7 protein-coding genes are annotated in these 14,905 nt (G+C 65.2%); 2 read left to right on the forward strand and 5 right to left on the reverse strand.

Annotation, left to right across the window (positions count from 1 at the left end):
* Window positions 1–203 precede the first annotated feature (203 nt).
* Entirely contained in the window at window positions 204–1,607 is a 1,404-nt protein-coding gene (locus tag VF769_RS14585; protein ID WP_331009154.1) for an efflux transporter outer membrane subunit, read from the forward strand.
* Here VF769_RS14585 and VF769_RS14590 read toward each other — a convergent pair.
* Together VF769_RS14590 and VF769_RS14595 are read right to left on the reverse strand one after the other, a co-directional pair.
* Window positions 1,604–3,661 carry a hypothetical protein gene (locus VF769_RS14590; RefSeq protein WP_331009155.1) on the reverse strand — a complete coding sequence of 686 codons (2,058 nt, stop codon included), beginning with the start codon at window positions 3,659–3,661 and terminating at the stop codon, window positions 1,604–1,606. The two genes, VF769_RS14585 and VF769_RS14590, sit on opposite strands and share 4 nt — an antisense overlap.
* A 155-nt stretch (window positions 3,662–3,816) precedes the next feature.
* The gene (locus VF769_RS14595; protein WP_331009156.1) at window positions 3,817–10,131 is read right to left on the reverse strand and encodes a hypothetical protein; all 6,315 of its coding nucleotides are present in this window, start codon (window positions 10,129–10,131) and stop codon (window positions 3,817–3,819) included.
* A gap of 286 nt (window positions 10,132–10,417) precedes the next feature.
* Here VF769_RS14595 and VF769_RS14600 point away from each other — a divergent pair, with 286 nt between their 5' ends.
* Window positions 10,418–13,192, forward strand: a complete 2,775-nt coding sequence (locus VF769_RS14600) for a phosphoenolpyruvate carboxylase (protein ID WP_331009157.1) — start codon at window positions 10,418–10,420, stop codon at window positions 13,190–13,192.
* A 1-nt stretch (window position 13,193) separates the two neighbouring features.
* Here VF769_RS14600 and VF769_RS14605 read toward each other — a convergent pair whose 3' ends face one another.
* The 3 genes from VF769_RS14605 to VF769_RS14615 are packed head-to-tail and all read right to left on the reverse strand — an operon-like array spanning window position 13,194 to window position 14,804.
* Complete coding sequence (locus VF769_RS14605) at window positions 13,194–14,096, reverse strand: PhzF family phenazine biosynthesis protein (protein ID WP_331009158.1); 903 nt, start codon at window positions 14,094–14,096, stop codon at window positions 13,194–13,196.
* 32 nt (window positions 14,097–14,128) lie between these two features.
* Window positions 14,129–14,476, reverse strand: a complete 348-nt coding sequence (locus tag VF769_RS14610; RefSeq protein ID WP_331009159.1) for a hypothetical protein — start codon at window positions 14,474–14,476, stop codon at window positions 14,129–14,131.
* Window positions 14,477–14,510: 34 nt separating this feature from the next.
* The gene (locus VF769_RS14615; protein ID WP_331009160.1) at window positions 14,511–14,804 is read right to left on the reverse strand and encodes a GIY-YIG nuclease family protein; all 294 of its coding nucleotides are present in this window, start codon (window positions 14,802–14,804) and stop codon (window positions 14,511–14,513) included.
* Window positions 14,805–14,905 lie beyond the last annotated feature (101 nt).

Raw genomic sequence — 14,905 nt, forward strand, 5'->3', positions numbered from 1 at the left:
TCAAGCGCGGGGCTTGCCCCAATACGCTGCGTTGCATATAAAACGAATGTTCGTTCTATAAATGTTAAACTTGGACGCGGTCAAGCAGTCGACCCAAGTCCCAGTGCGGTCCGAAGATGCGCCCAACGTGGTTAGGGCCGGGCTAAGGCTTTGCGGAGTAACGAGGAATGATGCGTTTGCGATCCCTCAGTCGGGCGGCGGCGATGTCCGCGGCGGCGGTCTTGGCCGCCTGCTCGACCATGCCTCGGGACCGCGCCGAAGCTCCGCCTCTGCCGAGCGTTTGGCAGGACGCCCCTGCGGGCGCCGAACTCCCCGTCACGGATTGGTGGCGCCAATTCAATGATCCCACGCTCGACACGCTCGTTGCGGATGCGCTCCAAAATGGACCGTCAATCCAGCTCGCCGTCTCCCGCATCCGCGAAGCTCGTGCGCTCTCGTACCAAACGCTGACCCGCTATCTGCCGGAGCTGACCGCCACGGGGCAGGGCCAATACACGCGCGCGATCGAAGACGGTGCGCTGCCGACCGCCGCCGGCGGCTTTGAGCGCGAGCAGATGACGGGGAGCTATGGCGCGCAGGCGACATGGGAAATTCCGTTGTTTGGGCGCATCGAAGCGGCCTCGACCGCGGCGCGCGCCAATACGCAAAGCGCGCGCGCCGACCTCCGCGCCGCGCAAGTCTCGCTCGTCGCCGATGTGGCGCAGGCCTATGTTGATTTGCGTGCGGCGCAGGCGAGCCGTGTCGCGCTCGAGCGCTCGGCGCAGATTTCCGACGAACTCGCCGGCATCCTGCAGACCAGTGCGCGCGCGGGCTTTGCTTCGGACGCAGACGCCGCTGACGCGCGCCGTGCGGCCGCGACGACGCGCACGCGCATTCCCGGCATCATCATCGAGGCTCGTCGCGCCGAGAACGTGCTCGCTGTGCTGCGTGGGGTCGCGCCGGGCGCGGAGCCGGACACGATCCGCGCCGCGCTCGCGCAAGCCAATGCGCCAGTGCCGCATCTTGAACTGGCGGCGGCGCCTGCGGCGCCGGCGGACTTGCTGCGTCTCCGCCCGGATGTGGCGCGCGCCGAAGCGCAGACGTTGCTTGCAGCGGCGAACGTGTCCGACGCGCGCAATGCCTTGTTGCCGCAGATCAATCTCACGGGGTCGATCACGGTGTCTGATGCGCTGATCGGCGACCCGACGGGCGTTGGGGCGACGATCGGCTCGGCGACACCGTTTATCTCCATTCCATTGTTTGACTGGGGCGCGCGTTTTGCGACCATCCGCCAGCGCGACGCGCAATTCGATCAAGCTCTGATCCAGTATCGCCAAACCGTGACACAAGCCGTCGCCGAAGCCTCCAACGCGCTCGTGGCGCTGGATCAAGGGCGTCTGCGCTTGGACGCCGCGAATGAAGCGGAAGAGGCGGCGAACGTCACCGCGCGCGGCTCACGCGCGGCATACGAGGCCGGCATTCAGAGTCTGAGTGATCGGCTTCGCTCCGAGCAGCAATTGATTGAGGCGGAGCTCACGCGCATCGAATCCGAGGCGCAGCAGGCGCGCGCCGCGATCGCAACCTATCGCGCGTTCGGCGGCGGCCCCGTGATCGAAGCTCGGAATTAAGCGGCGCGGTTGACCTGCGCGGGCGTGGCCTTCACCGCCGTCACGCCGCCATCCCACAGGCGGCCGTCGATTTGCATCGGCCGCTGGTGATGGCGCTTGGCGAGTTCGGCGCGATAGAATTCCTCATAGTCCGCCAGCATGCCGATCTCGGCAGCATCGTGATCGTAGGCGACGCCGATTTCCATATAGGATTCAAGATTCGCGAGATTTGGCTGTGGCAACGCGCCCGCGAGGTATTCGTCGCGCATGGTGATGTAGAGCGCCTCGAGCTTGCGCGCGAGCAGGGGCGTGTCGAACAGCAGGCAGGTGTCGCGATTGGCCACGAGGCGTTCGCGATAGGCGCGCAGACTGAGCCGATCCGCGCCGGCCAGGGCGATGCCGCGCGTCACGAATTCTTCCGGCGTATCGCACACAAGTTCGGGAAGTCCCGCGCTGCGCACCAGCGATCCGCACACGCGCGAGGCAAAGCTGCGGCCCATCAGCGTCAGCACCGGCACGCCCATCCAGAGCGCGTCGGACGCCGTCGTGTGCGCCCCATAAGGGACGGTGTCGAGGAAGAGGTCGGCCAAGGGGTAGCGCGCCAAATGGCGCGGATTGGCGATCTTGGGGGCGAAGATCAGACGCTCGCTGGCGACGCCGCGGGCGCTCGCATAGGCGCGCAGCCGTGCATTGGTCTCGGCATTGTAGTCGAGTAGCCAAAGTACGCTGTTCGGCGTCTGCTTGAGAATTTCCAGCCAGCGTTCGAACGAGAAGCGCGTGACCTTGTGCGCGGCGTTGAAGCTGCAGAATACGAAGGCGTCGTTCGGCAAGCCCATGTCCGCGCGCGTCGGCGTGTTCGGATCAATCAATCGGCGACGATCATTCGGCTGGTAGCAGGGCAGGCGCAGCACGCGCTCGGAATAGTAATGCTCCATCTCCGGCGGAATGATGTTCTCGTCAGCGACGATGTAGTGGTGATAGGGGCTGCCCATCGTACCCGGATAGCCTAGCCAATTGACGATAATCGGCGCGGGCCGGCGCGCGAACACGCCCAAGCGCGCTTCGCGCGTGTGCCCGTTTACGTCGACCAGGATGTCGATGCCGTCGGCCGCGATCGCGGCGGCGGCGTCATCGTCCGACATCGAACGGATGTCGGTCCAATGTTCGGCGACAGCCTTCACGCGCTGATTGATCACGTCGTCCGCCGGTATGCCGCAATAATAGACGAACACCTCGATCGCCTGCGGATCGTGCGTTTCGAACAGATTGGCCATCAGATAGCCGACGGCGTGGCTGCGCAGATCCGATGAAACATAGCCGATGCGCAGGCGCCGATGGCTCTCGATCGGGGCATCGCGCCGGTCGAATCTCGGATTGATGCTGTCAATCGGCGTCAACGCTTCGACGTAACGCTTGGCCACGCCCAGATGCATCAGCGGATCGTCCGCGTAGGCGCACGCGGAGAGGGGATGGAAGCGGGAGACGAACGCGCGGCGCGACACCTTGGGCGTCACCTGCGCGATCGGCCATTTGCACTGCGCCAACCGCACCGCGCCGTACTGCTCCAGCACGTCGCGCTGATCGGCATTCAGATCGAGCGCCTGGATCAATGCGGTTTCAGACGCCTCGTGCATCTGATTGTCGCCCATCACCCGGCTGATCTGCTTCAGCAGCGTGATTTTGTACTCAACCGCATCGCCGGTGACGGCGGCGAGGCGCTCGACACCTGTTTGCCACTCTGTCAGCGCGTCCTTCACCGCGCCGCGCCGCTCCAGCGCGCTGCCGAGATTGATTCGCGCCGGCGCGAAATCGGGGCTGGCCGCCAGCGCGCTCCGTAGCGCGATCTCAGCCCCGGCGGCGTCGCCCAGCGCTTGCATCAGGGTCGAGCAATTGAAATGCGCGATGAAGACCAGAGGATCGCTCGCGTTCATCGCGATCCAGACCTGATAGAGCTGCCGCGCCTGGTCGGGTTGTCCCGCTTGCGTGAGCGCCTGCGCCGCGCCGATCAGCTCGCCAATCGGCAGGGCGCCGCCCGTGATTTTCTGAAGCGCGCCGACAAAATCGGTTTGGGACATGCAAGCGAACCCTGGGCGGGCCCGTTGGCGCCGGGCGATCCGGTCGCGCATGCCCGCGCGGGCGCGAAACTCCGGCGATTTGCGTTTTCAAAACCTTAATGCCGAAGCGCCCGGCTGCTCACGCGGCCGGGCGTCCGTTAACCTTTGTGCCCCGCTTAGGCGACGCTCAGATAAGCCTCGATCTGGTCGCCATCCAGGCTGGCCACCTGCGTCGAGGTGAAGGCGTAAACCTGCGTGGTGGTCAGCGACGCAATGTTCGTCGTCGAGAGGTGATCAAGTTGGGTCGCCGTCAGCGCCGCGATCTGCGTGACGTCGAGCGCGGCCACCTGTGCGGCTTCGATGCCGGCGATCACCGTCGTCGACAGGGCCTGCACCTGTGCCGTCGTCATTGACGCGATCTGCGTATCCGCAAACTCGGCGATGTCGGTCGCTTCGAGCGCGTTGATCTGCGTCGTAGTGAGCGACTTCACTTGAGTCGTGCTGAGCGCGCCGACTTGAGCAGCGTCGAGGGCGGCGAAGGCTTCAGTGCCGAGGCGCGACAATTGCGTTGTCGCAAGGCCCGCGACCTGCGTGTCGGCCAGCGAAGCGATGTTCGTCGCCGTGAAGGACGAGACTTGCGTCGAGCTGAGCGCTTGCAGTTGCGCCACGCTGAATTCCGCCAGGTCCGTGGCTTCCAGCGCGCCGACTTGCGTCGCGGTGAGGGCCTTGACCTGGGTGGTCGTCAGCGCGCCTACCTGGGCCGCGTCAAGCGCGTTCAGGTTCGTGGTCGAGAAGGCGGCGATCTGCGAAGCGGCGAAACCACCGATCTGCGTCAATGTCAGCGCCGCGATCTGGGTATCCGTCAGCGAGCGGATGGCGGTGGTGGCGATCGCCTGGAGCTGCGCGATGCTCATGGCCGCGATCTGCGCGTCCGAGAGCGCTTGCAGGTTGGTGGTCGAGAGCGCCTTCACTTGGGTGCCCGTCAATGCCGCGATCTGGGTGGTGCTGAACTCGCCCATATCGGTGGCTTCGAGCCCGCCGATTTGGGTCGCCGTCAACGCCTGGACCTGCGTCGTTGTCATGGCGGCGATTTGCGTTTCAGCCAGACCCGCAAGTCCGGTCGACGAAATCGCCTTCACCTGGTTGGCGGTGAGCGCAGCGACTTGCGTATCGGTCAGGGCGGCGAGGTTGGTTTCGCTGAGATCGCGCACCTGGGTCGTCGCCATGCCGGCGATTTGCGTCGTCGTGAACTCGACCATGTCAGCGGTGTCGAGCGCGTTCAGCTGCGTGCTGGTCAGCGCCGCCACTTGCGAAGCGCTCAGCGCGCCGACTTGGGTGGCGTCGAGGGCGCTCAAGTTCGCGGCCGAGAAGGCCTTGAGCTGCGCGGTGGAGAGCCCGGCGATCTGCGTCGTCGTCAGCGCCGCCATTTGCGTTTCATCGAGCGACGCCAGACGGGTCGTGCTCATCGCCAGCAATTGCGTGGTGGTTAGAGCGGCAACTTGCGTGTCGGCCAGCGCGTCGAGTTGCGTTTCGAGCAGCGCCTTGACTTGCGTCGTGGTGAGGGCGCCGATCTGGGTTTCGTTCAGTTCGCCGATGTCGGTTTCATTGAGCGCAGTGATCTGCGTGGTGTTGAACGCGGCGAACTGAGTTGCGCTCATGGCCGCCACTTGCGTGTCGGCGAGCGCCGAGGCGTTGGTCGTGGAGAGCGCAGCGATTTGGGTTGTCGTGAATGCGGCGACCTGCGTGTCGGCGAGGTCGGCGATGTTGGTCTCTGTCAGGCCGCGCACTTGGGTCGCGGTCAGGGCGGCGATCTGGGTGGCGCCCAGCTCGGCGATATCGCCGGCGCCGAGGTCGCCGATTTGCGTGGTGGTGAGCGCCGCCACTTGTGTGGTGGTGAGTGCCGCCATTTGCGTGGCGTCGAACGCGGCCAGATTAGTGGCGTCGAGCGCCTGAAGCTGGCCGGTCGATAGTGAGGCCACCTGCGTGGTCGTGAGCGCCGCCACCTGCGTATCGCCAAGAGCCGCGAAATTGGTCGAAGTGATCGCTGCGAGCTGCGCCGTCGTCAGCGCCGCCACCTGGGTCTCCGCCATGGCCGCGAGATTGGTCGAACTCAATGCCGCGACCTGCGAGGTATGCAGGGCGCCGATCTGCGTTTCGGTGAACTCGCCGATGTCGGTCTCATTGAACGCCGCCACTTGCGACGTCGAGAATGCACGCACCTGCGTGGTGTTCATGGCCGCGATATGGGTTTGTTCGAAGGCCGCGGCCGCGGTGGTGGAGAGGGCCGCGATCTGCGTCGCCGTCATCGCGCCAGCTTGCGTCTCGGTGAGCGCCGCAATGCTGGTTTCGGTCAAGCTCGCCGCTTGGCTGCTCGAGAGCGCCGCGATCTGGCCACTGGTGAACGCCGCGATTTGCGTATCCGCCAGCGAGTTGATGATTGTCGTTGAGAGCGCTTGGACTTGTGCGTTCGTCAGCGCTGCGATCTGGGTGTCCGCCAGCTCCGTGACGTTGGTGTCGCGGAGTGCGGCGATCTGCGAGGTATTCATCGCCGCAAGCTGCGTCGTGGTCAGCTCGGCCACGTCGGTGGCGCTGAGGGCCGTGATCTGCGTCGTGGTCAGCGCGCGAACCTGTGTCGTGTTCCAGGCGCCGATCTGCGCCGAGTCCAGTGCGCCGACGGCGGTGTCGGTCAGGCGGCTGATCTGGGCGGCCGTGAAGGCGGCGACCTGCGTCGTCGAGAATTCCGCCATGTCGGCGGCGTCGAAGGCGGTGACTTGCGTGGTTTTCAACGCCGCGATCTGCGTCGCCGTCAGCGCGCCGGCCTGTGCGCCGTCAAGCGCAGAAAGGTTCGTGGCGGTGAAATTTTGGATCTGGCTGGTCGTGAACGCCGCGACTTGGGTGTCGGCGAGACCGGCCAGCGTCGTCGTCGTCAGCGTCTCGATCTGGCGCTTGGTGAGCGCCGCGATCTGCGTCGTCGTGAACTCGGCGATGTCGGTCGCTTCAAGCGCCTCAATCTGCGTTGTCACGAGGCCGGCGACCTGCGTCGCGTTCCAGGCGTTGAACTGCGTGGCGTTCAGCGCGTTGACGACTTCCGTGCCGAGACGGCCGATCTGTGCGGCGGTGAAAGCGCCGATCTGCGTTTCGTTGAGGTCGGCGATATTGGTGGCGGTGAGCGCCGAGACCTGCGATGTCGACAGCGCATTGAGTTGCGTCGCCGTGAACTCCGCCAGATTAGCCGCATCGAGCGCGCCCAGCTGCGTTGTGGTCAGGGCCTTGATCTGGGTGCCGTTGAACGCCGCGAACTGGGTGGCGTCGAGGGCGGCGAGATTGGTGTCGTTCAGCGCGCGCACCTGGGTGGCCGACAGAGCTGCAACCTGAGTGGTGGTCAGCGCCGCGACCTGTGTCTCCGCCAGTTCGTCGATCGCCGTTGTGGTCAGCGCCTGGACCTGCGTGGCGGTAAACGCCGCCATTTGCGTCTCGGACAGCGCGCCCATCGTCGTGCTCGTCAAGCCACGCACCTGCGTCGCCGTGAGCGCCGCGACTTGGGTGGTGGTCAGTTCGCCGACGTCGGTGGTTTCCAGATTGCCGAGCTGCGTGGTGGTCAGCGCCGCGACCTGCGTGGCCGTCAGCGCCGCAGTCTGGTCCGCGTCAAGCGCCGATAGGTTGGTGGCGTTAAAGGCGCGCACTTGCGATGTCGAGAGCGCGGCGACTTGGGTCGTGGTCAGGGCGCCGACTTGCGTTTCGGTCAGCGCAGCGATGTGGCTGGTCGAAACCGCCTGCAATTGCGTCGTGGTCAGCGCGGCGATCTGGGTGTCGGCGAGCGCCGAAAGGTTCGTGGTGGAGAACGCCTGCACCTGCGTTGTGGCGAGCGCTGCGATTTGCGTTTCCGTGAATTGACCGACGTCGGTCTCGTCGAGGCCGGCGAGTTGCGATGTCGTTAGCGCCTGAACCTGGGCGTTCGACAAGGCTTGGACCTGGGTGTCGGCCATAGCCGAGACGCTCGCGGCCGAAAGCAGGGCGATCTGGCCAGCGGTCAGCGCGCCAATCTGGGTTTCGCTGAATGCGGTGATGTTCGTGGTGGTGAGACCCTGAACCTGGCTTGTCGTCAGCGCGGCGATGTGGGTGGCGGCCAGCGCCGCGATCTGCGTGTCCGCCAGACCCGCGATATTGGTGGCCGTGATCGCCTGCAATTGCGCCGTAGTCAGCGCCGCGATCTGCGTGTCCGCCAGGGAATCGACGACGGTCTCGGTCAGATTCGTGACCTGCGTAGCCGTCAGGGCCGTGATCTGGGTGGTGGTGAATTCGCCGATGTCGGTGGCGTCGAGCGCGGCCACTTGGCTGCTGGTCAGTGCGCGCACTTGGGTGGTGTTCAGCGCGCCGAACTGCCCAGCATCCATGGCCGAAAGGGCCGATGTGGAAAGCGAAGCGATCTGGGAGGCGTTCAGGGCTCCGATCTGCGTCTCATTGAGCGCTGTGATGTTCGTCGTATCGAGGCCGGCAACTTGCGTATTGGTGAGACCTGCGACTTGCGTCGCCGTCAACGCGGCAATTTGGGTGTCGGCGAAGGCTGCCAGTTCGGTCGCTGAAATCGACTTGATCTGCGAGGCGGTAAACGCTGCGATCTGGGTGTCAGCCAGCGACGCCATATTCGTAGAGGTCAGCGCGTCGACCTGCGTCGAGGCGAGCGCGGCCAGCTGGGCTTGGGAGAATTCGGCGACATCGGTCGCGTCGAGCGTGCCAAGCTGTGTGGTCGTGAGCGCGCGCATCTGCGTGATGCTGAGCGCCGCTGTCTGCGTCGCCTCAAGCGAGCCGAGCGTCGTAACGCTCATCGCCGCCAATTGATTGCGCGTGAGGGCGCCGACCTGTGTCGTGCTGAAAGCGGCCATCTGCGTCGAGTTGAACGCGGCGAGGCCTGTGTCGGACAGCGCCGCCACCTGCGCCGCGGACAAAGCCGCGATTTGCGTGTCGGCCATGGCGCCGACGGTCGTCGCATTGAGGCCTTTGATTTGCGTGGCGGTGAAGGCCGCGACTTGCGTGGTCGAGAGCGCCGCGAACTGGGTCTCATCGAGCGCGGCGACCTGGCTTGTGCTCAGCGCTTGAATTTGGGTGGTGGTGAAGGCGCCGATCTGCGTGTCGAGCAGGGCGGCCATGCTTGTCGTTGTGAGCGCCTTGATCTGCGAGGTGTTCATCGCCGCGATCTGCGTCGCGGCGAATTCAGCGACATCGGCGCCCGACAATTGCGTGATCTGGATCGTCTTGAGCGACGCCACCTGGGTGGTGGAGAGCGCCTGAACCTGCGTCTCGGCCAGGGCGGCCAGCGCCGTGGAGGTCAACGCCTGCAATTGGCCGCCAGTCAGCGCGCCGACTTGCGTCTCCGTCATCGCCGCCATGTTGCCCGCGGTCAACGCGCGTGCCTGAGCCGTGTTGAGCGCGGCGATTTGCGTCGTCGTGAGCGAGGCGAGTTGGGTGTCGGCCAGATTGGTGAGCGTCGTGGTCGTGAGCGACTGAATCTGCGTTGCGCCTAGGGCGGCGATCTGCGTTTCGGCAAGGCCGCCGAGGCTGGTTTGCGTCAGCACGCGAACTTGGGTGGAGGACAGCGCCGCGATTTGCGTCGTGGTCAGTTCAGCCAGGTCGGTCGCGTCCAAGCCGCCGATCTGCGTCGCCGTGAGCGAATTGACTTGTGTGGTCGAGAGTGCGGCGACCTGCGTGTCGGTCAGCGCCGCGATCTGGGTGTTCGTGGCGGCCTGCAATTGTGTCGCCGAGAAGGCGGCTACTTGGGTTTCTGTGAGCGAGGCGATATTCGTTTCGCTGATTGCGCGCACTTGGGTGGTGCTGAGCGCGGCGATTTGCGTGGCCGCGAACTCGGCGAGGTCGGCCGCTTCCATGGCGCCGATCTGCGTCGTCGTCAGCGCCTTGATTTGGGTGACCGTGAGCGAAGCGGCGGTCGTGGTGTCGAACGCGGCGAACGCTTCGGTCGTCAGGCGGGCGATCTGCGTGGCCGTGAAGGCGCGCGCCTGTGTCGAGGTGAGCTCTTCGATGTCGGTGGCTGAGAGGCCCGCGATCTGCGTCGTGTTGAGCGAAGAAATCTGCGTGGTGCGCAATGCCGCCGCCTGCGTGGCGTCCAGCGCCGAGATGTTGGCGGCTGAAAGCGCTTGAATCTGGCTGGTCGCGAAATTGCTGATCGCGGTGGTGTTGAAGTTCGCGATCTGCGTCGTGGTCATGACGCCGAGTTGATTCGCGGAAAGCGCCAGCAACTGGGCCGATGACAGGGTGACGTCGCTTGAGAAATTCGGGACCTGGGTGGTCGTCAGCGCACGGACTTGCGTCGTGCTGAGCGCGGCGACCTGCGTATTGGAGAGCGCACCGATGCCGGTTGTGCTGATCGCTGCGACTTGCGTGGCCGCAAGCTGGGATATGACAGTCGTCGACAGCCCTTGAATGGCCGTGACAGAGAGCGCGCTAATTTGCGCGGGCGACAAACCCGTGATCGACATTCCGGACCATCCTGGTCGTTGAGAGTCGACATTCGATCGACCCACTTACACTCCGGGCGCTTCTGCTCCCGGACGTAAGCGAGCCACGTTTACGGTGAATGTGTTGCCGAGTAGTTTCCGTTACCGCTTGTTGCGCGTTTATTTGGTAACCAAGCGGTTAAACCCCGCCCTTTGTGCAGGCATCGGCGGTGCGAGATGCGGCGCCAGCGGAATGGCAGCCTTGCGTGATTGGCGCGCGCGTGGCGATTGGCGTTGCGTTATGCTTCTCCCGCGTGGGAGCTGAGATATGGCCAAGGCCAAGGATAGGGATGGCGCGGCGGCGCTGCACGAATGGTGCTTGAGCCGGCTCGCCGACTACAATTCCGCGGCTTTGCGCGACCCTATGGCGACAGGCGTGCGCCAGCTCGCTTTAGATTTGCTCGACCGTTCGGACGCCGATAGCGCGAGCCTGGACGCGCTGGTGAAGCGCATCAGCGATCGCGCCCTGCGCGACCGCGCCGGCCGCCTAGGTGTGTCCAAGCCGGCCGGCGATTGGCGCAAGATCGTGGAAGCGGGTCTTGCGCCAATCAAAACAGCGCCGTTTGACGTGATCAAAGCCGCCCTTGAGTCGCGCCGGGCCGGGATCGTGTTCACCGCGCATCCGACGTTCGCGCTCTCCCCTCCCATGCGCGACGCGCTGGGCGCGCTGGCCAGTGGTGCGGACGTGGAGATCGCTCCGCTCCACCATGCGCCGGAGCCCGGCATTACTCTGGCCGACGAACACGAAGACGCAGGCGCCGCCATCGTCCGCGCCCAGACCGCTTTGCGCGGCCTTTCCAGCGCGTTGTTTGAGTGGCTTGCCACCCATGTCGACGGCCCGTGGTGGACCATTCGACCTGCGCCACTACTGCTGTCGACCTGGGTCGGCTACGACCTCGACGGTCGTACCGACATCCATTGGGCCCAAACCATCCGCTTCCGTTTGGAAGAGAAGGCGCGCCAACTCGCTCTTTATGCCGAGGCCCTGGGGCAAGTCAGCGCCGGCGCGCTCTCGGAATGCCTGGCCCGCGCCAGTGAAGAGGCAAAAGCCCAGGCCGCACTGTTCGCCGGCGATCTGGACGATCCCGAGCAGATCGTCGCCGCCGCCAACCGTCTCACCGAGCCAGGCAAGGATCGCTACACCAGCCTCGCACCCGATCTCGAAGTGCTAGAGGCCTTGATCGCCGGCGAAAAAGACTTGGCGCGGAAGAAAGCGCTCTGTGTCATCCGCGCCGAGATGGATGCCTGTGGCTTGGGCGTGGCGCGCATCCATCTGCGCGTGAACGCGTCGCAGGTGCGTTCCGCCGTCCAGGCCGATCTGGGCTTAAGCGAGAGCGCGGATTTCTTCGACCGCCGCGCGGTCACCGCCGCCGCCGAGCGCGCCGCCCACGCCAAGCGCCAAGCAGTGAATTTCGGCTCGATCTTCCAGGAGCGCATGACCGCCCGCCGTCAGCTCATGCTGTGCGCGGAAATCCTCAAGCACATCGATTCGGATACGCCGATCCGCTTCCTGATCGCCGAGATCGAAAGCCCCGCCACGATCATGGGCGCGATCTATTTGGCGCGTCTCTATGGCGTGTACGACCGGCTCGATATCTCGCCGCTGTTCGAGACGCCCGACGTGCTGGAGCGCGGCGGGCGCTTCATGGAGCGTTTGCTCGATGAGCCGGAATACCTCGCTTACGTACGCAAGCGCGGCCGGCTTTGCGTGCAATACGGCTTCTCCGACAGCGGCCGCTTCATGGGCCAGATCGCCGCCGACATGGCGATTGAGCGTCTGCATGTCTTGCTTTCCCGCGCGCTCGCACGGCGCGGCGTGCGCGATGTTGAAGTTGTGATCTTCAACACGCACGGCGAATCGATGGGGCGAGGCGCGTATCCCGGTTCGATGCAGCAGCGCTTGGATCACGTGCTGACGCCATGGGTGCGCGCGCGCTTCGCGCGAGACCAAGTGCCCGTTCATGCCGAAATCAGCTTCCAGGGCGGCGACGGCTATCTGCATTTCCAGACGCCTCATCTTGCCGAGGCGACGCTGCGGGCAATTGCCGCCTGGGCCTTCCAAACGCCGACGCCGGATAGCGCCGACGCCTTCTACGCCGACATCAACTTTTCCTGGGATATCTACCGCGCCATCAAAGGCTGGCAGGAAGAACTCTTCGCCGAGCGCCACTATCAAGCTGTGCTCGGGTCGTTCGGTCTGAACCTCCTGCCAACGACAGGCTCGCGCAAAACACGCCGTCAGAGCGGTACGTCGAAAGGCGACGCCGCCCGCTCGCTTCGCGCCATTCCGCACAACGCGATCCTGCAGCAGCTCGCGGCGCCCGCGAACGTCTCCGGCGGTTGGGGCCATGTCGCGAGCCGCGAGCCAGAGCGCTTCATCGCGCATGTCAAAAGTTCGCCGCGCCTGCTGCAGCTTCTGCAAATGGCGGGCGCGGCCCGCAAACTCACTTCGCTCTCGATCCTGCGCACCTACGCCAATCTGTATAGCCCGGGCTTTTGGACCATCCGCGCCGCGCGCAGCGATGATGACCACGCCTCCGACGTCGCGCTCCGCATCGCCGCGCGTTTGGACGAACATGGACTGGATGTGTCGATCGATCGACTGGCCAATCTGCTCTCCAGTGACCGCCGGCGCTTCGATTCCGTGTGCCGCGACCTGATGCCGTCTTCGACCGGCGATTCAGGCTTCGACGCCGACCTCTACGTGCTGCACGCGATCCGCATGGTGCTGATCGTGCGCGGCTTCACGCTGGCCGGCGCCATTCCGCAATTCTCGCCACGACATGACATCACGCGCGAGACGCTGCTGGACCTTGCGCTCGATCTGCGCTTCGCCGAGGTCGCCGACGCGCTTGCGGAAATTTTCCCTACAACGAGCGAGGCGCCGCAGGCGTTCGCGCGCCTGGTTGAACCTGGCGAGCCAATCGGTGAGGCCGGCTATCCCGAAATCGCGCGCGAGATCGCCGCGCCGTTGCGGGAACTCGACGCCGCAATCAAACGCATCACGGTCGGCATCGCGCATTTCTATGGCGCGTTTGGATAGTTCAGACGAACAACAGGCCTTCGCTGATCTTCACCGCTTTGCCCGCGATCCGCGCGCCGGCGAGTACGCCCTTCTCGATATTGACCTCAAGCCCGATCAGCGAAGGCCGGCCCATCTCGACGCCCTGCAGGATCGGCAGCGTGGTCCAGCCTTCGCCGAGGGGCTCAAAGCGCGCCAGCACGCCGGCGAACGCGGCCGCTGCGCCGCCCGTCGCGGGGTCTTCGACGATGCCGATCTCCGGCGCGAACATGCGTGCGCGGAAGGAATGCGCCGCGTTCGGTTCGGCGCGCGTGTAAACGAACACTTCCGTTGCGCCGAGCGTGAGCGAGGATTTCGCGTCAACGAGCTGCGCGCGGCCCAGCGCATCGAGGCTCGCGACGGGAACCATCGCGAACGGCACGCCGGCGGAGAAGAGCGAGGGGACGTGCTTGTCGAAACCGATGTCGCTGGCGCTGAGGCCGAGTGCTTTCGCGGCGACTTCCAAGCTCGGATCGGCGCCGGCCTGTTGCGAAAGTTTGGGTGCCGTGAATTCGGCGAAGCTTGCGCCGTCGGCAGCGAGTTTCACGCCGCAGCGCACGGGGCCGACGCGCTCTTCAAGCACGAGCAGCAGATCGCGTGCGTTGTCACCGTTGCGATTGCGCTCCGCCAAAGCGATGGCGCAGCCGATCGTGGGGTGGCCAGCGAAGGGCAATTCTTTAGTCGGTGTGAAAATGCGTACGCTGGCGGCGTGTTGTGCGTATTCGGCGGCCCGCACAAAGATGGTCTCGGAGAGATTGAATTCGCGCGCGATGGTTTGCATCCGCGCGTCGCTTAGCCCGTCGGCATCGAATACAACGGCGAGCGGATTGCCGGCGAAGGGCGTGTCGGTGAAGACGTCGTAAGTGGCGTAGGGCAGTCTGGTCATGGCGCCCTTCTAGCAGGGGGCGCGTCGCGAGGCTAACGCTGTCGGGCGACGCGTACGGCTGCGAGGGCGGCCGACTTTGGCGGCCGTGCGCGCTTGCCGCCGGCCGGGGGCGGCGCATCGGCCAAGCTCATAATGGCCGCGCCCATCTGAACGCTGGCGAATGTCAGTCCCGAGAAGAACCAGAGCAGCACGATGAAGCCCTCGGCGTGCTGACGAACGACCAGCGTTGTCAGGCCGCCGACGTTGAAAACGACGAGCGCGCCCACGAAGAGCGTCGCTATCGCGTAACCGATGAGCGTGTGCACCAGAAAAAGGCGCACAAGCGCATGGCGGCGGAGAAAGGCTTCAATCGGCCGCATTTTTGGAAGATTGCGCCTCACACCGGGTCTCGACAAGGGTCAGGGCTGCGACGGGTCAGCGCGTCTCCGTCAGGCCTAGCGCAAGCGCCGCGCGAAACTTCCGGTCGCGTTTGAGCGAGACTTCGCGGCTCATCGCCTCACGGCGGGTTTCGAAGCGTTCGGCGTAGAGCAACACCCAGCAACGTCCGCGCGTGGAGCGCGCGCCGCGGCCCGCATTGTGCGCGGAGAGGCGCTGGTCGAGATCGACGCACCAGCCCACATAGGTACGCCGGTCGTCGCCGCGAAGCGAGCCGAGGACATAGACGAAGCCGTGTTGTGCTTTGAGATCAGCGTCTTCGCGCGTCGCCAAAACTAAACTCCGTCATCCCGGGCGAGCGGAGCGAGACCCGGGATCCAGGGCCGCTGCCGTACTCGTTGCCCCTGGGTCCCGGATGCCGCTTCGCGGCTCCG

It is taken from the genome of Vitreimonas sp. (genome assembly GCF_036392335.1).
Taxonomy (GTDB): Bacteria; Pseudomonadota; Alphaproteobacteria; order Caulobacterales; family Aquidulcibacteraceae; genus Vitreimonas.

Bases quoted from the DNA above. Each gene is read 5' to 3' on its own strand.
- VF769_RS14600 (WP_331009157.1), top strand. From the start codon at position 10,418: ATGGCCAAGGCCAAGGATAGGGATGGCGCGGCGGCGCTGCACGAATGG.
- VF769_RS14585 (WP_331009154.1), top strand. From the start codon at position 204: ATGTCCGCGGCGGCGGTCTTGGCCGCCTGCTCGACCATGCCTCGGGAC.
- VF769_RS14605 (WP_331009158.1), bottom strand. From the start codon at position 14,096: ATGACCAGACTGCCCTACGCCACTTACGACGTCTTCACCGACACGCCC.
- VF769_RS14590 (WP_331009155.1), bottom strand. From the start codon at position 3,661: ATGTCCCAAACCGATTTTGTCGGCGCGCTTCAGAAAATCACGGGCGGC.
- VF769_RS14595 (WP_331009156.1), bottom strand. From the start codon at position 10,131: ATGTCGATCACGGGTTTGTCGCCCGCGCAAATTAGCGCGCTCTCTGTC.